At 52.5% G+C, this 15,205-nt stretch carries 19 protein-coding genes and 1 pseudogene; 17 read left to right on the top strand and 3 right to left on the bottom strand.

Features of this window, described 5'->3' with window-relative positions; translation table 11 throughout:
- Window positions 1-23: 23 nt before the first annotated feature.
- Window positions 24-320, top strand: a complete 297-nt coding sequence (locus tag ACZ5N7_RS09295; RefSeq protein WP_464658948.1) for a hypothetical protein — start codon at window positions 24-26, stop codon at window positions 318-320.
- Window positions 321-335: 15 nt separating this feature from the next.
- Here ACZ5N7_RS09295 and ACZ5N7_RS09290 read toward each other — a convergent pair whose 3' ends face one another.
- Window positions 336-494 carry a hypothetical protein gene (locus ACZ5N7_RS09290; protein WP_464658946.1) on the bottom strand — a complete coding sequence of 53 codons (159 nt, stop codon included), beginning with the start codon at window positions 492-494 and terminating at the stop codon, window positions 336-338.
- Between the two features lie 213 nt (window positions 495-707).
- On the opposite strand from ACZ5N7_RS09290, the gene ACZ5N7_RS09285 reads away from it, so the two are divergent.
- Both ACZ5N7_RS09285 and ACZ5N7_RS09280 read left to right on the top strand, forming a co-directional pair.
- Window positions 708-1,001 (top strand): hypothetical protein, encoded by a 294-nt coding sequence (locus ACZ5N7_RS09285; RefSeq protein ID WP_464658944.1) that lies wholly within the window; start codon window positions 708-710, stop codon window positions 999-1,001.
- Window positions 1,002-1,129: 128 nt separating this feature from the next.
- Complete coding sequence (locus ACZ5N7_RS09280) at window positions 1,130-1,531, top strand: hypothetical protein (protein WP_464658942.1); 402 nt, start codon at window positions 1,130-1,132, stop codon at window positions 1,529-1,531.
- Window positions 1,532-1,707: 176 nt separating this feature from the next.
- Here ACZ5N7_RS09280 and ACZ5N7_RS09275 read toward each other — a convergent pair whose 3' ends face one another.
- Window positions 1,708-1,962, bottom strand: coding sequence for a hypothetical protein (locus ACZ5N7_RS09275; protein WP_464658941.1), 255 nt, complete (start codon window positions 1,960-1,962; stop codon window positions 1,708-1,710).
- A gap of 324 nt (window positions 1,963-2,286) precedes the next feature.
- On the opposite strand from ACZ5N7_RS09275, the gene ACZ5N7_RS09270 reads away from it, so the two are divergent.
- From ACZ5N7_RS09270 to ACZ5N7_RS09250, 5 genes and pseudogenes are all read left to right on the top strand, one after another.
- Entirely contained in the window at window positions 2,287-2,460 is a 174-nt protein-coding gene (locus ACZ5N7_RS09270) for a hypothetical protein (protein WP_464658939.1), read from the top strand.
- A 4-nt stretch (window positions 2,461-2,464) separates the two neighbouring features.
- The gene (locus ACZ5N7_RS09265; protein WP_464658938.1) at window positions 2,465-2,902 is read left to right on the top strand and encodes a DUF86 domain-containing protein; all 438 of its coding nucleotides are present in this window, start codon (window positions 2,465-2,467) and stop codon (window positions 2,900-2,902) included.
- Between the two features lie 654 nt (window positions 2,903-3,556).
- Window positions 3,557-4,228: pseudogene (locus ACZ5N7_RS09260) on the top strand (G1 family glutamic endopeptidase); the annotation flags it as partial.
- 77 nt (window positions 4,229-4,305) lie between these two features.
- Window positions 4,306-4,644 (top strand): hypothetical protein, encoded by a 339-nt coding sequence (locus ACZ5N7_RS09255; protein WP_464658936.1) that lies wholly within the window; start codon window positions 4,306-4,308, stop codon window positions 4,642-4,644.
- 446 nt (window positions 4,645-5,090) lie between these two features.
- Window positions 5,091-5,729, top strand: a complete 639-nt coding sequence (locus tag ACZ5N7_RS09250; protein ID WP_464658935.1) for a helix-turn-helix transcriptional regulator — start codon at window positions 5,091-5,093, stop codon at window positions 5,727-5,729.
- A 319-nt stretch (window positions 5,730-6,048) separates the two neighbouring features.
- Here ACZ5N7_RS09250 and ACZ5N7_RS09245 read toward each other — a convergent pair whose 3' ends face one another.
- Window positions 6,049-6,690 carry a bifunctional 4-hydroxy-2-oxoglutarate aldolase/2-dehydro-3-deoxy-phosphogluconate aldolase gene (locus ACZ5N7_RS09245; RefSeq protein WP_464658933.1) on the bottom strand — a complete coding sequence of 214 codons (642 nt, stop codon included), beginning with the start codon at window positions 6,688-6,690 and terminating at the stop codon, window positions 6,049-6,051.
- 139 nt (window positions 6,691-6,829) lie between these two features.
- Between ACZ5N7_RS09245 and phnD the strand changes: the two genes are divergently transcribed.
- The 9 genes from phnD to ACZ5N7_RS09200 all read left to right on the top strand — a co-directional run bounded on the left by phnD (window position 6,830) and on the right by ACZ5N7_RS09200 (window position 15,109).
- Window positions 6,830-7,753, top strand: coding sequence for a phosphate/phosphite/phosphonate ABC transporter substrate-binding protein (gene phnD, locus ACZ5N7_RS09240; RefSeq protein ID WP_464658931.1), 924 nt, complete (start codon window positions 6,830-6,832; stop codon window positions 7,751-7,753).
- A 34-nt stretch (window positions 7,754-7,787) separates the two neighbouring features.
- Window positions 7,788-8,534: a phosphonate ABC transporter, permease protein PhnE gene (phnE, locus tag ACZ5N7_RS09235; RefSeq protein ID WP_464658929.1), complete on the top strand. Its 747-nt coding sequence runs from the start codon at window positions 7,788-7,790 to the stop codon at window positions 8,532-8,534.
- On the top strand, window positions 8,534-9,280 hold the full coding sequence (gene phnC / locus ACZ5N7_RS09230) for a phosphonate ABC transporter ATP-binding protein (protein WP_464658928.1): 747 nt from the start codon (window positions 8,534-8,536) through the stop codon (window positions 9,278-9,280). Before phnE ends, phnC begins: the two co-directional genes overlap by 1 nt.
- Before the next feature lie 192 nt (window positions 9,281-9,472).
- A complete protein-coding gene (gene selD / locus ACZ5N7_RS09225) occupies window positions 9,473-10,531 on the top strand; it encodes a selenide, water dikinase SelD (RefSeq protein ID WP_464658926.1) in 1,059 nt (352 codons plus the stop codon).
- Window positions 10,532-10,578: 47 nt separating this feature from the next.
- Entirely contained in the window at window positions 10,579-11,622 is a 1,044-nt protein-coding gene (gene mnmH / locus ACZ5N7_RS09220) for a tRNA 2-selenouridine(34) synthase MnmH (protein WP_464658924.1), read from the top strand.
- A 163-nt stretch (window positions 11,623-11,785) separates the two neighbouring features.
- Window positions 11,786-12,256 (top strand): DUF948 domain-containing protein, encoded by a 471-nt coding sequence (locus ACZ5N7_RS09215; protein ID WP_464658922.1) that lies wholly within the window; start codon window positions 11,786-11,788, stop codon window positions 12,254-12,256.
- A gap of 2 nt (window positions 12,257-12,258) precedes the next feature.
- Window positions 12,259-12,624 (top strand): YtxH domain-containing protein, encoded by a 366-nt coding sequence (locus ACZ5N7_RS09210; protein ID WP_464658920.1) that lies wholly within the window; start codon window positions 12,259-12,261, stop codon window positions 12,622-12,624.
- Between the two features lie 260 nt (window positions 12,625-12,884).
- Window positions 12,885-13,694 carry a glutamate racemase gene (racE, locus tag ACZ5N7_RS09205; RefSeq protein ID WP_464658918.1) on the top strand — a complete coding sequence of 270 codons (810 nt, stop codon included), beginning with the start codon at window positions 12,885-12,887 and terminating at the stop codon, window positions 13,692-13,694.
- A gap of 203 nt (window positions 13,695-13,897) precedes the next feature.
- Entirely contained in the window at window positions 13,898-15,109 is a 1,212-nt protein-coding gene (locus ACZ5N7_RS09200; protein ID WP_464658916.1) for a M14 family zinc carboxypeptidase, read from the top strand.
- Window positions 15,110-15,205: the final 96 nt, after the last annotated feature.

Here is a 15,205-nt window from a genome sequence, read left to right as displayed (position 1 = left end):
GGCGTATTCGGAGTGTGAAATCTATGAAATTTATGTCTAATGAAGCTTTATATTGGGTGTTGCTGTTATTTATTTTTGTGCTGACTATGGTTGCCGGACTCCTCCTGATGCGAAAAACGAATTCGCTCAAGACGTCTTTTTTTGTTTCCCAGGCGTTGAATTTTGTGCTGTCCGCAGCGGCAGCCTATTGGTGGGCGGGCATCGACGAAGCGCATTACAGCAGGCTGTTCCACATAGGCTTTTACGGGATCGCTTTCTTCAACAATCTTCTGCTGACCATGTTCGCCGTTCTCTCCATACAAAAGAAAAACCCCCGCTAAGGAGGATCGCGCCAGCTATAGCCCGCATGAACCAGGATAACCGTCGCTGCGCTTCATTTCATCCAAATGCTCCCGCATTTCCTGGTCCTGAGGCATTTCCGCCACAATTTTCGGTTGATCGTCACGCGCAGCGGGCCCGTCAGCCGCTTTTTTGTTTTGATTATCGTTATCCACTGCCATCCCTCCCGTATTCGGTTGAATATCGTTGACAGGATTAGGATGCTCGTCTTTATGGACCTTTATTCTAGCGGAAAAGCTGGATCAGCAGCAGGACCGCTTTGTTCAGCGCTTTGGGCTTCGGTTCCCACCACAGCTTTCGTTCCACGCGTTCCTACGCTTTTTCTTCCAGCTCCATCCTCACTATCTCACACTTCGCAAAGCCTATACATGATGGCCAAGGAAATGCTGCAGGACGCGGATCTCATTCTTAGCGAGTTTGTGATGGGAGAAGAATACGACTTGTCACAGCTGGAGATCTATCAAATGACAGGACGTTATCTAAGGGAATATATGGGCAAGGAGATGGAAAGCATGGACCGGCTCGTCGACGAGCTGTTGAAGGAACCGCTGCCGGCGGAGCGAAGGACCAAATTGAGGAGCTGGAACGGCTGCTCACCCCGCAGGCGGGAATCGTTTTTCTGCTGCATAAAAAATATGTGGCTTCATTTCCCCGTTCGGTAAAAAGGGATCTCTCTCACTTCGTTGGGGATGATAGATTTCAAGCAGGTATGGTTCCAGCCGGAGCATTCATAAGAAGAGGCGCACAAGGAGATACTTGGTACATCACAATGTGCCCAAAGGAGGTCTCCATGTTTAAAGTAAACAACGCGCAAACGATGATGGTGGTAGAATACGACGACAAGCCCTGTGCATTGGTCGAAGTGGAGCTTCAGGGCCATGAGGATGAATACATCGCGGGTTTCTCCGAGCTATGCTTCAATGTGCCGGAACTGATGATGGTGTATCGCCGCGATGCGAGCGATGAGTCAGACTCGTTTGATAACGATCTCCATGAAGCGTTCCAGGAAGCGAGCAGCGACCTGTTCGGCGGCGGCGAAGCTGTAATGGGGAGCAGCCGCGCAGCTTTTGTCGATGCGGTGCTTAGCTTCGGCAGCGTGAGGGAGGATATCCGCACCGCGCTGAGGCACTACAGCATTATGGATCTGGAGGCAGGCCGCGCCTCGGACGAAGCTTCCCAGTTCAGCTTCTAGCAGAATGGAAATTAACAACCCGATGGATGCACTCAGGGCGTTGGCTTGACCGGTTTGTTAGGGTGAAGCGAGAGCGGCAGGAGTGGGGTCTGGCCGACCCGCCGTCAGCGCCGCAACACGTTGGAATAACCGCGCGGTGTAGCTGATATCGGGTTTTTTGCATGCCAGCGGGACCGTCAGGAAGGACCTCCGCCGTATCTGCGCTCCATCGATTGCCAGCGGGCGGTGCCGATGAAGAAGCCAAGGGTGGCGAACACTGCCAGGCGGACGAAGAAGAAAGGCAGCGACACCTGATGAATGGCAAACACCTCTATCAACGAAAACAGCACAGAGAGCAGGAGCCCCCAAGCAAGCACCCCGTAATATAAAACATATTTGGATCTGCCGATCTGTTTGCAACGCTTCCATTTCAACATCTGCCGGTCGTTCATAAGGAAAATCCGACTCCTTTTTTTGTCTACGAATAATCTTCGGTTGCAGTATCGCTTTCATCATAACAAGGGGCTTTGTTTCCGTCAAAAGGTTTGTTCACGCGTGCCCTGCATAGTATCTTGTTGTAACCGCGAAAGAGAGGACGCCAGTTATGGATCTGACTACCCGCCGTGCATCCCCGCAAAGCGCGTCTTGACGCTGGGCGGAGGCAGGGATACACTGTAAAAGTAAAAAAGCGTGTACAAAAGGGAGCTTTCTCACATTTAGAAGGCAGGCCTGAACAAGATTCGAAACTCATATAAGATGATAAAAGGGTGAACCTGATGACGAATACAGCAGCCATGTATCTGCGGGCTTCCACCAACCTTGCAGCCGGAGACAGCAAAGACCTCTCCCTGGAATATCCGATGCAGGCGATTACATTGATTGTGGTCATTATCGCCACATTTGCGGCCATGCTTGTTTGGTCCAAATGGAACAAAAAGAAACGGAGATAACTCTATGTATTTTCTTAATGAAGAGCAGATCGAGCTGCGACTCAGCTTTCTTTCCGAAGTAACTGAAACGTCGAGGCAGGTGGCGGAACAATGGGACGAATCCAGCCTCGTTGTCAAATATGCCCATGACCGTGTGCTGCATCTGGCGATCGAATGCGTTACCGACATCGGCAGCCTGCTTATCGACGGATTCATCCTGCGGGATGCGAGCTCCTACGAAGATATTATCGATATTCTTTCTACGGAAAAAGCAATAACCGCCGAGGTGGCGGAGCCTATACTGGAGCTGGTCCGCCTGCGCAGGCCTCTGGTGCAGGATTTCGCCCAGCGGCCCATTACAGGGCTTCATCCGCTCATTCCGGCGCTGCCGTCGCTGCTGTCCGCTTTCGAGGCTCAGGTCAGGGCATTTATTAAAGCTGAACTGGGCAGGCAAGAAGCGTGAGATTCTAACGTCAATCGTCAGTGACAAATGTCATTATAAATAGCCTTAATTGTTCAGTGAAAATGTCACATTTGTGTGGTGAAGCGAGGGGTTGACTGGGAGCCTCTGTCAGCTGAGTGTGAAGGCGCCGCGGCAACTCCCCGTAGAGAGGGAGTCACCTTGGCAAGCAGCCTACTCGACCGCCTTCTCCCTGTAAACCCATCTAGGCAAGGCGCTTCTTGTTTACCAATTGCCTTGCGCATAACTGTTGTGCTGAGAGTAGATGGCGTCTGGGAAGCGAGATTATATAAAAAATGGTTCAGTAACAAAGTCCGGGCAATATAGATCGACAAATCGACAAGAAAAGGAAAATCCAAATCATCGTCGTAATGGTAAAGTACCGCTACCCACCATACGAAAGGGATGATTTGGATGCTCTCCCATTTTAGCATGGCGTCTGAAATAAAAACAGAGTCTTATCGGATTTTGCATCAAGTCGAGATTCCTTACGGTTATCCGAATGCTGGCCTACACCGGCAATTAGCCCTTCATACTCACGGAGGGCACTTTCCGGACTGCGGAACATGGTCCGGTAACGTTTATGAACAAGTACAAAAGTGGTGATTTCAGGAGAAGGCCTTACCTTCTGCAACTGTAACTTCTCCAAATTGGTCAGGTTACGTGGTCGATACTAGCGCAGGTAATGCCCCCTACACAAAAATTGCAGGTGATTTTGTGATACCGGACGTTTCTTCATCAACGCAAGATTCCTATGAATGCAGTTGGGTAGGACTTGGTGGATATGGAGATGCTCGTTTAATTCAAGCAGGCACCGAATCTGACGCTACTACTCATTGGTTCGGGCCGACGACTGCCAATTATTATGTTTGGACCGAGCAGTTGCCGGATCAACCGACAGAACAAATGATAAGCAATTTCCCTGTCTCACCGGGTGACCAAATGTATGTACACCTTGAATATGGTACGCACATTGATTCCTCTGGTGTAGAGGTTGGTAACGCAACATTTTATATTCAAGATTTGACTAAGAATACTTACACTAGCTTTACCAGTGGTGTAAATGCAATGAATGATTATTTCGGTGGAACTGCAGAGTGGGTTGATGAACGTCCTGCATTTAACAATGTGCCTGCATCTCTTGCTAACTTTAATACCGTACAATGGACAAATCTGTTTGCTGCAAATCCCAGTGATTCAAAAAAATTAGGCGACTGGGGCCGTGATCAAATCATTATGGAAAACGGCACTAACGTACTTGCTTCTCCCTTAGCCTCTTATGATTACAATACCAACTCATTTGTAAATCGCTGGTTCGATTATAACTAAACGTGCATAAACACGGTAGCAACATTATCGAACTCCAAGCCGTCAGATATGTATATCAGTGCAAAGGAGCTACTCAAATGAAGACTATTTTATTATTACTGGCTCTGCTGACGGCAGGTTGTTCCTCCGTCACTCAAGGCAATAAAGGGAGTGCAATATCCGTCGGTTATCGTGATGTAAATGGAGTTCGATACATTGCCACCATTGAAGGAATCAAGCAGGTAGGAAAGGAAATACCTTCAAAAGAATCAAAGACCTCTGAGTTTTTTGAAATACCAGACTTAGATCCCAATGAAGCTATTGCAATGAAAAAGGATAGCGGGGGGTATATTAAGTTAGTGCGAAAAGATATCTGGTGTGCTTCACCCCAGGCATCAGATCCAGCTTTGCAAACGGCGGGACAATGTACAAAATGATTATGTGGATATGTTGAATTCCTACGGATGCAATTCCAATGATTGAGCAGGTCACCACAATGGTCTTGCTCTTTTTTTTGCTTTTTAATTCATAAACGTTTTTGCTATGCTGAACTTGCTTCTGAGTGTGGTCAATCGGTGTTTTCCACGGAGGTCCAGCGGCGGGTTTAAGTGGTGACGCAGAGCTCAACTTTTTTGCGTTTTGTGGTGCAATCGCACGTTCCGGTTATCCGGTTTCTCGCAGTTGAACTGCACTGCCTTGACGAAACACGACGACGTTTCCTAGCATGGTTTCACGGACCGCTACGATCGTCTTGGCATCAAAGGTCACACCTGGCTTGAGGCTATGGTGTACAACGACAGAAGCGTGAGATTCTAATTTACTAAAAACCGGGTATCGGTTAAAATAGGGGAACAATCCTTACGAAGCGGGGAGCGGCAAGCTCATGAACGAACAGAAATCCTCGACGCGCAAGGTGGTCCTCACTCTTTTAAAGACGGAAGGCTCACTTAGCGTGAGCGATCTATCCAGGCAGTTAGGCATAACCGAAATGGCCGTCCGCAGGCACGTCAATACGCTGGAGCGGGACGGGCTTATTGAAGCGAAGCTGGTGCGCCAGCCATTGGGCCGGCCTGCCCAGCTTTATTCTCTGACACGGTCGGCGGATGACCATTTTCCCAAAAGGTACCACCGTCTGGCTCTGGAGCTTTTGTCCGAGCTGATGGAGGAAGAAGGGGAAGAACGGGTCGGCCGGCTGTTTGAGCGCAGGAAAGAGACAATGTACAGCAAATACAGCGGGCAAATCGAAGGGAGAGATCTCGTCGAGAAGGTTGCAGAGCTGGCAGCGATTCAGAACACGAACGGTTATATGACCGAGTGGTCCCAGGAGAAGGCGGGCGAGTTCCGGCTCACGGAGCATAACTGTCCGATTTCCAGAGTGGCGAATAAGTATCAGCAGGCGTGCGCTTGTGAGCTGGCCTTATTCCAAAGGCTCCTGGGCGCCGAGGTGGAGCGGACGGAATGCCTGGCTGAAGGCGGGGCCAAATGTGTGTACCTGATCCGGTCGGTGGCCTCCATCGGCTAACATCTTTCACAGCAGGGCGACAGGTTAGGTGAACGAAATTGTACATGGCAGCCAATTGGCTCACTGCGGTTTAAAAAAGACTCTGTTCGCATCGTGCGGGATTCACCGTACCACGTGACAAAAAACCTCATTGCACATATTCTTGCTGCAAATCCATAAATTTAGATACTTCCGCTAACGAATCAGCCACGTACCACGTCAATTCCTCGGGATGTGGATTGGCACTGACGATTTTCTACATGGACTGGCTCGAAGATTTCTGCATATGGACCAGCGCCGTTGCCCGGCCGGGCGGCTGCGTCCGGCCGAGCGGCTGCAGTTACACCCGACTAGTCGACAAAGCCGACAGTCTGCTTGCTTTCTCCTTGACCCAACCATAATTTCCTTGGCGGATTTCTTTCAAGTTGATCAGCGAGCCACCGATGCCTAGAGCGTAGCAACCAGCGTCCAAATATTGGAGCAGGTTGTCTTCCGTTATGCCGCCAACGGCGATGAGAGGGATATGATTGAGCGGTGCGATGACATCTTTGATGTACGGCAATCCGACGCTGGCGCAAGGGAACAGCTTGACTGCGGCGGCTCCCGCTTTCCAGGCCTTCACGATTTCCGTGGGCGTAAAGGCGCCCGGAAAGATCGGCACACCCTGCTCCACCGCATAGCGGATGACTTCTTCCTCCATGTTCGGGGTGACCAGGTAAGCAGCTCCGGCCGCAATGGCCTCTTTGGCCTGATCCACATCCAGCACCGTTCCGGCTCCGATATACATTTTCTCCCCATGGGATTCCTGCAGTCCGGCTATCATAGACACCGCTCCGGGCGTATTCAGAGTCACTTCCATCACGGTTACTCCACCTTCGTACAAGGCATCCGCCACAGGAGCCAAATGCTCCCGTTCTACTCCCCGAAGAATGGCGATGATCCGCGTTTTTTCGATTTCGCTGAGCCCTTTTTCACGTTTCAATGTCTATCACACTCCAATATTGGTTATGCCATCTATTATACATGCTTTTATTATAATGCAAACTGTGCTAATCTCATGGATGGGCCACTCTCCCGAGGGAATAAAACCATCCCTAATATGGAAAGGAGTTTATTTTGTCATGAAAAAATCTGTTTCTGCTTTGTTATGTTTATTGTTGATGGCCTCCGTGCTCCTCGCAGCCTGCGGCAAGAAAGAAGCGGCTCCCGGAGGAGGGACGTCGTCTGCACCCGGTAAGGCAAGCGCCCAGAAGGAATTTCTGATCGGCGTCATCCCCGCTTTCACTGAAGGGAATCCCAGGGTGGCGATGGACAAGCTCGGCAAACTGATGTCGGAGAAGCTGAACCGTCCGGTAAAAGCCTCCCAGTATCCGGATTACAACGCCGTAGTTGAAGCTTTGGGAGCGGGCAAGATCCAAATGGCCTACCTGGGACCGCTCACTTACGTCATCGCGAACGAAAAGTACGGCGCCAAAGCGATCATGGCTATCGAAGTGGGCGGGAAGCCTTACTATTATTCTTATCTGATCACGCACAAGGATTCGCCTTACAATTCCTTCGATGATGTGGTAAAGAACGCGGATAAGATCCAGCTTGCGTTCGGCGATATCAATTCGACTTCGGGCAGCCTCGTTCCGGGCATGGCTTTGAAAAAAGCGGGAGTATTCGAGTCCAAGGACAAATATAAATTTAAAAAAGTGACCTACACCGGAACCCATGATGCAACCGCCCTGTCGATCCAGAATAAAACCCAGGACGCGGGAGCGATTGACAGCGCGATTTATGATACATTGGTAAAAACGAACAAGATCGACGGCAGCCAGTTTAAAGTGATCTGGAAGTCGGAGCAGCTGTTCCAGTATCCTTTTGCCGTGGAAAAATCAGTGTCCGATGCCGACATCAAGCTGATTCAAGACACTATGAAGGACATCAAGGATCCGGACATCCTGCTGGCGTTCAACGGCGCGAGCTCCTTTATACCTGCGAAGAACGAAGATTACGCCGCCATCCTGAAAGCAGCCAAAGAGGACGGCAGGATCAAGTGACGCGTTCCCGCAGGAGAGAGGAAGATCAGGCGCCATGAGAAAAATAATCGCCCTGCTCACAGTGCTGTTCCTGCTGGTCTGGTCCGCTTACGGCATCGGCTTCGATTGGAAGGCTTTCGGCGATATCGGCAATACGGTGAAGTTCGTTGGCAAGCAATGGTTTCCCCTCGATTGGAGCGAAGCGGGCTACGCCTTGAAGGAGACGGCGGCGACGCTGCAGATCGCGCTGTTCAGCACTTTGGCCGCTTTGTTCGTCGCGCTGCCGGCGAGCTTCCTGGCTGCACGGAACACAACGCCATTACCGGGCATTTATCACGTTATCCGGTCCGTGTTTAATTTTGTGAGGTCGGTGCCCGAAATGGTGCTGGCCCTTATCTTTATCCCAACGCTCGGTCTCGGGCCGATGCCGGCCGTCATTGCGCTCATTATCCACAATGTCGGCGTGTTCGGCAAGCTGGTCTCGGAGATGATCGAGGCGATGGATTCCGGGCCGCAGGAGGCCGTCGAATCTGTCGGCGGAACCGGCGTGCTTGTCGCGCTGTACGGGATTATGCCGCAGATGGTTCCGCATGTCATTTCGCAATATTTTTACAGATTGGAAGTGGCGATTCGGACTTCGCTCATTCTCGGCGTCGTTGGGGCTGGAGGAATCGGCCAGCTGTTGTATAATGATTTTAAACTGTTTGCGTATCAAAAAGTGGCTGTAGAGGTTTTATTCATTGTTGTGCTGGTGACCTTCGTCGATTACCTGGGCGCATATATCCGAAAGCGGGTGCTGTAATGCTGGAAATCCAGGGACTGAGGAAGATTTACCCCGGCGAGAAGCAGCCCGCATTGGAAGGGATTGACCTGACTGTGGAGACCGGAGAGTTTGTGGCCGTGCTCGGCAAAAGCGGAGCGGGCAAGTCGTCCTTGATCCGCTGCATCAACCGGCTGGTCGAGCCGGACGAGGGACGGATCGTGTGGAACGGGCGGGAGATCACCGGCCTGCCCGCCAAGGAGCTGCGCAGAGCGAGAGGGAAGATCGGCATGATCTTCCAGCGCTTCAATCTGCTGCCGCGGGTCGGTGTGCTGACGAATGTGATCGTCGGCGATTTTTCTTCGCTGCCGCTGCGGCGCAGCCTGTTTTGGAGCTTCTCCCGGGCGGAGAAGGACAAAGCTTTGGCGGCGCTGCGCGAAGTGGGCCTGGAGCGTTATGCGGGCAGGCGGGTGGACGATTTGAGCGGCGGCCAGCAGCAGCGCGTCGCGATTGCGCGGGTGCTGATGCAGGAGCCGGAGCTGCTGCTCGGCGACGAGCCGGTCGCAAGCCTTGATCCGCTCACGTCGGAGCGGATTATGCAGTTCGTCGCCCGGCTCCATCGGGAGCGGGGAATGACCGTCATCATGAATCTGCATGATGTCGGTTTGGCACGGCAGTACGCGGCCAGAGTGATCGGCTTGGCCGATGGCCGCGTCGTTTTCGACGGACCGCCTGAGCTGCTGGACGATGAGGCGCTGAAGCTGATTTATCCGCAGGACGAGGAATGATGGATAAGTAACAGGAATTCGGACAAGGGCTGGGGGTATACTGAAGACGGAATGGGCTATAGAATGGGCTCCGACCACCCGTCGTTCAGCGCCGCAACGCGCCGGGAGAACCGCGCGTTGGGCGATCTGCTGCGTGGAGGATCAATATATGGCAGGGCTATCACTGTATACCTTGAAAGGATGAATATTCGTATGAGTGAATCACAAGAAACCCAGGTAAAGCTGACGTCGTTTTCCACGAAGGGAGGCTGCGGCTGCAAAATCGGCCCGGCGGACCTGTCGCAGGTGCTGCGCAATTTGCCGGAGGCGGAAGCCGACCCTAATCTGCTGGTCGGCCTGGATACAAGCGATGATGCTGGAGTTTATAAGATCAGCGAGGATCTGGCTTTAGTGCAGACGGTCGACTTCTTCACGCCGATCGTGGACGATCCGTATTCGTTCGGACAAGTCGCCGCTGCGAACGCGCTCAGCGATGTCTACGCGATGGGCGGCAAGCCGCTGACGGTGCTGAATATCGTCGCTTTTCCGATCACGAAGCTGGATAAGTCGATTCTGGCGGAAATTTTGCGCGGCGCCGGCGACAAGGTGCGGGAAGCCGGCGCGACGCTCGTCGGGGGCCATTCGATCGACGACAATGAGCCGAAGTTTGGCCTCGCGGTAACCGGCGTCGTCCATCCGAACTCGGTGAGGACGAACGCGGGAGCAAAGCCGGGTGACCGGCTCATTCTCACCAAGCCGATCGGCGTAGGCATCCTGACGACGTCGATCAAGCGCGGCCTGCTCAGCGCGGAGGAGATCGAACGGGTCACGAAGGTGATGACGACGCTGAACAAGACCGCCGCTGAGATCATGGAAGGCTACGACGTCCACGCCTGCACGGACGTCACCGGCTTTGGCCTGCTCGGACATGCTTCCGAGATGGCCAAAGGCAGCGGCGTCGGCGTGCGCATCGGGCGCAGCCAGGTGCCGGTGCTGCCGCGCGTCCGCGAGCTCGCGGAGGCGGGCGCGGTGCCGGGCGGAACCAAGAACAACTTCGTGCACCTCGAGGGCTCGGTCACTTTCGCCGAATCCATTGACGAGCTGGGCCAATGGATTCTGTGCGATGCCGTGACCTCGGGCGGCCTACTGATGGCGGCGTCCGCCGAGCATAGCGAAGCGCTGCTGGAGGAGCTTCGCTCTGCCGGTGTCGAAGCGAGCCTGGTAGGAGAAGTGACCGCCGAGCATCCGGGTCACATTACGGTAACGGAATAAAGGGGTGATCCCCTTGTTCCGTCTGCAGCACAAAGGAGAGTTATCCATTGTTTGAGGACATAACGATAGAAGAACTGCTCGAGATGAATAAAAAGGGCGAGGTTGCGCTGGTCGATGTCCGCTCTCCCGGGGAATATGAAGAGTTTACGATCCCCGGGGCGGTCAATATTCCGTTGTTTACAGACGAAGAACGCGCAGAAATCGGCACGCTTTATAAACAGGAAAGCGTCATTGCCGCCAAGGACAAAGGACTGGAGATCGTGTCCGCCAAACTGCCCTCTTTTATCAAGGAGATGGGGGGCATGTCGAGGCCGAAGGCGGTCTTCTGCTGGAGAGGCGGCATGAGGAGCAAAACGTCCGCGACTGTACTTGCGCTGATGGGAATGAAGGTGTACCGCCTGACGGGCGGGATTCGCGCGTACCGCCAATGGGTGGTGGAGACGCTTGAGAACTTCGAATTAAAGGTCCCTTGCATCGTTATCAGCGGAAATACGGGCTCGGGTAAAACCCTGATTTTGCAAAAATTGGCGGCTGAAGGATATCCCGTCATTGATATAGAACAGATGGCTCAGCACCGGGGCTCTATTTTCGGGGAGATCGGAATGCATGCCAACAACCAAAAGGAATTCGAATCGCTGCTGGTGACGGAATTATTGAAGCTGGAGGGCCGGCCCTATTTTCTGATGGAATCGGAAAGCAAACGGGTGGGCAAGGTCGTGATGCCTGATTTTCTGGTCAAAGCCAAGGAGGCGGGAATTCCGTTCCAGCTTGAGATGCCGATGGAGGAAAGAGTGCGCTACATTTTGGAGGATTACAAGCCGCATCTGCACAAACAGGAATGCATAGAGGCTTTTTCCCGTATAAAATCACGCATCCATACGCCGGTAGCCGCCGAGATTGATAAGCATCTGCTGACCGGGCGTTTTGCCGAGGCGGTTGCTCTTATGCTGGAGCACTATTACGATCCCCGTTACGAATACGCGGGACAGCAGTATATGCAGGATCCGGTGAATTTTGAAGTGTCCGATGTGGATGAAGCGATCGAGCGGATCAAGGAGAAGCTGGACGAGATGTTTCCCTCGCGGCATTGAGGAGGTGGCGGCAAAATATCGTAGTAGTTGCATCCTTGGGATTTTTCCCAAGGTTTTTTCTTTTTTCTGTGTCAAAAAGGCACCCGCCGCCATATGGTGTTATCAAATAGGCTTGAGCCTATGGGAGAGGAAAGCCGGACCAGAAAGGAAAGTGGGCGGGCGTATGATAATTGAAGTTTGCGCTGTCATCGCTGTTCTCGCATTTGTAGCCGCTGTGGCGGCATGGATCCGGACGCTGAAGCAAGCGAGTGAAGCTTTGGAAGAACTCCGGAAGTCGTGTGCCGATATTCAAAGCAAGGTGGATTCGGTCAGCGCGCAGTCCATGCAATCCTTGGAATCCGCCCGGAAGCTGACCGAGGAAGTTCGGGAGAGGCTGGGTTCTATTGGAAATCTGTTTCAAAAGGCCGACATGATGGTAAGTAAGAGCAAACAGGTAACGCAATCTTTACAGAATGCGAAAGCCGCCATTAGTGGCACTCCCAAAGATGCCGAACAGAACATCGCCGCAAACCGCATGGACATAGCGGAGATAGCGGAATGGACTGCGGGGGGTATCCGGCTCTGGCAAACCTGGCAAGCCCATAGGCAATCCAAGGGGAATCAGCCGAATCAATTTAAAAAAGGAGATGAGTAACAATGGCAAACGGAATGATGACAGGCGCAATTGTTGGTGGATTAATCGGTGCGGTTTCCGCGCTGCTGCTGGCGCCAAAAACAGGTCGCGAGATGAGGGAGGATCTGGCTAGCCAATATTCTTCCCTTCGCGATAAAACAAAGGATATTGCTTCTACGGTAGGACAGAAGGCACAGGAGGTGGCAAGCACTGTTTCCAGCCAAACTTCCGATTATGTAAGCAAAATGAAAAGCACCGCTTCCGATATTTCTTCCGATCTGAAGGATTTGAAGAACCAGGCAGCGGAAAAAGCGGAAAACCGCATGGAAGATATCAAGCAGGATTATAAGCCGTCTACGGCTCCTAACGCTAACCCTGCAGGAGTATAATCTTCCGGTCAGAAACCGAAACCTCCGGATACGTTCCGGAGGTTTCGTCGCGTCTTGCCGCTTTATTTAGCGGTTCGATGCGTTGGCTATCGAGATTTCGGACAGGTTTGGGGCATGAGATTTCTTCCAAATGAAGGAGTTCATTTGATATTATTGACGACTCTTTGGTAGAATGGCCTAGGTACGTTTGTTTGGAGCGTGTCATATGGTGTACCAAGGAGCAGTGTAATTCAAAAACATGGCAAAGGAAGCGAGTACTTGTGCAGCAAGCGATAGCCATATTGGATTCAGGAGTGGGAGGACTAACCGTAGTCAAAGAAGTCATGCGCCAGCTCCCTCAGGAAAAAATCATCTATTTCGGCGATACGGCGCGAACGCCGTACGGACCCCGGCCTGCGGAAGAAGTTACGCTATTTACCAAGCAGATTGTCGATTACCTGGTAAAGTTCGATCCGAAAATGGTAGTGATTGCCTGCAATACAGCTACAGCCATAGCCTTGGACGAAATCCGCTCCAGCTTGAATATTCCCGTCCTCGGGGTGATTCACCCGGGAGCACGGGCGGCGATAAAGCATACACGCAGCGGCCAAGTAGGTGTTATCGGAACGGAAGGGACGATCAAGAGCGGGGCTTACGAGCTGGCTTTGAGGCAGATTTCGCCCCAGATCGAAGTGGTTTCCCAGGCTTGTCCCCTTTTGGTGCCGCTTGTAGAACAAGGAAAGTTCGATGTAGAGCAAAGCTTGGAAACCGTGCATTTATCCTTGGATCCTATTCTGAGCAAACCGATGGATACATTAATCCTCGGCTGTACGCATTATCCTTTTCTGGCCAGGGCGATTTCGCGGGTGATGGGGCCCAGGGTGTCCATCATTTCTTCAGCGGACGAAACAGCTCGCGAAGTCAGCACAATCCTGCACCATAAAGGCCAGCTCAATACATCGGGATTAATGCCCGTCCATCAATTTTTCTGCAGCGGCAATCCACGCGTTTTCCGCAGCATTGCGGAGACCTGGCTTGGAGAGCAGGTTCGGGTTAGACCTGTTGTGTGGCAGATCCCGCATATTATTTAAAAATCCGTCAATCCCGCCCGCTTGGGCACATATGGCGGCGGGCAGGTTTGTGCGATTGAACCAGGCTGGCGGGAGGATTTTTGAAGCCTGGAGGGCAAAACGGCTGCCCGCAGACTTCCTTGACAAAATGGTAATAATTTCTAACTAGAGAAATGCGAGAAGCGATATAATGTGTACATAGACTCTTAGCACGGGAGGCTGCTGTGTTGAGCAATGGTCCGATGTATGTTGTCCAGATCGGCGATACGATCCATCGTATTGCGAGAAAATACAAGATTGCAGTCCACAGCCTGCTGCAGGCGAATCCCCAGCTTGCGCTGGCAGAACAATTGCGGGCCGGGCAAATGGTCGCGATTCCACCGCAGCCGCCAAGCTATTATATGATACAGCGGGGTGATACTTTCCACGCGATTGCCGAGGGAATGAATGTAAGCATTCCTGATTTGCTGGAGGCCAATCCCGGAATTCAGCCTTCGCGGCTGCTGATCGGGCAGACGATAGTGATTCCGGCCGGCCGGGCCTTTAGAGTGGTCAGCTCTCACTATGAATACGGGTACCAGGAGCTGGAGGAGGACCTGTCTTTGCTGTCGGGGCAGTATCCTTTCCTGCAGCTGTCGAGCATCGGGAACAGCGTAATTGGAAAGCCTCTGTATGCGATACGAATCGGGACCGGCAGCAAAGAGATCCATTATAACGGCGGAATTCATGCCAATGAATGGATCACTTCCCTGATGCTGATGACTTTTCTGGAAGACTATGCTATGGCTGTTCGTCACGGTCGACTTTTAAGAGGAGTTTCGGCTGCAAAGCTCTATGAAGAGGTTTCTTTGTGGGTTGTTCCGATGCTGAACCCGGACGGCACCGAGCTCGTGCTGCAAGGCTGCCCGCCCGGCCATCCTCACAGGGAGCGGCTGCTGGAGTGGAACGGCGGGTCCCAAAGGTTTCAACGGTGGAAAGCGAACATACGCGGAGTCGATCTCAACGACCAATTCCCCGCAAGCTGGGAAGAGGAGCGAAGACGAAGGAACGCATCCGGCCCGGGACCCTGTCACTATGGTGGGACGGCTCCGTTGACCGAACCGGAGGCTGAGGCCCTGGTCAATTTTACCCGGGAGCATGACTTTGCCTCCGTCTTCGCTTTCCACACCCAAGGCCGGGAAATTTATTGGAATTATCGCGGTCTGGAGCCCAGCCATTCGGAGAACGCGGCCCGGCTGCTCGGTCAGGCAAGCGGCTACCGTCCGGTGAAGCTCACCGAAAGCGATGCGGGATATAAAGATTGGTTTATCCAGGAATATCGCCGCCCCGGCTTCACGATTGAATCGGGAGTCGGAGTAAATCCTCTACCATTGGAGCAGTTTGCGGAAATGTACGAAGATACCATCGGGATTATGGTTCACGGACTTCTGGTTTAACGCGAGATTTGTTTTAGGTGACAGACATGTCTCATAAGTTACGAATAAGCGCATCCAGCCAAGCTTCGAAAGCTTAGCTGGATGCGCTTTTTGTTG

The sequence above is a fragment of the Paenibacillus sp. JCM 18996 genome, assembly GCF_055392555.1.
Note: the sequence above shows the minus strand (reverse complement) of the source record. Positions and strands in the feature narration are given on the sequence as shown.

Coding starts and splice junctions, on each gene's coding strand:
- ACZ5N7_RS09265 (WP_464658938.1), top strand. CDS start 2,465: ATGTATTTTCTTAATGAAGAGCAGATCGAGCTGCGACTCAGCTTTCTT.
- ACZ5N7_RS09275 (WP_464658941.1), bottom strand. CDS start 1,962: ATGAACGACCGGCAGATGTTGAAATGGAAGCGTTGCAAACAGATCGGC.
- phnE (WP_464658929.1), top strand. CDS start 7,788: ATGAGAAAAATAATCGCCCTGCTCACAGTGCTGTTCCTGCTGGTCTGG.
- ACZ5N7_RS09210 (WP_464658920.1), top strand. CDS start 12,259: ATGGCAAACGGAATGATGACAGGCGCAATTGTTGGTGGATTAATCGGT.
- phnD (WP_464658931.1), top strand. CDS start 6,830: ATGAAAAAATCTGTTTCTGCTTTGTTATGTTTATTGTTGATGGCCTCC.
- ACZ5N7_RS09255 (WP_464658936.1), top strand. CDS start 4,306: ATGAAGACTATTTTATTATTACTGGCTCTGCTGACGGCAGGTTGTTCC.
- ACZ5N7_RS09295 (WP_464658948.1), top strand. CDS start 24: ATGAAATTTATGTCTAATGAAGCTTTATATTGGGTGTTGCTGTTATTT.
- ACZ5N7_RS09285 (WP_464658944.1), top strand. CDS start 708: ATGATGGCCAAGGAAATGCTGCAGGACGCGGATCTCATTCTTAGCGAG.
- selD (WP_464658926.1), top strand. CDS start 9,473: ATGAGTGAATCACAAGAAACCCAGGTAAAGCTGACGTCGTTTTCCACG.
- ACZ5N7_RS09215 (WP_464658922.1), top strand. CDS start 11,786: ATGATAATTGAAGTTTGCGCTGTCATCGCTGTTCTCGCATTTGTAGCC.
- ACZ5N7_RS09280 (WP_464658942.1), top strand. CDS start 1,130: ATGTTTAAAGTAAACAACGCGCAAACGATGATGGTGGTAGAATACGAC.
- phnC (WP_464658928.1), top strand. CDS start 8,534: ATGCTGGAAATCCAGGGACTGAGGAAGATTTACCCCGGCGAGAAGCAG.
- ACZ5N7_RS09270 (WP_464658939.1), top strand. CDS start 2,287: ATGACGAATACAGCAGCCATGTATCTGCGGGCTTCCACCAACCTTGCA.
- ACZ5N7_RS09250 (WP_464658935.1), top strand. CDS start 5,091: ATGAACGAACAGAAATCCTCGACGCGCAAGGTGGTCCTCACTCTTTTA.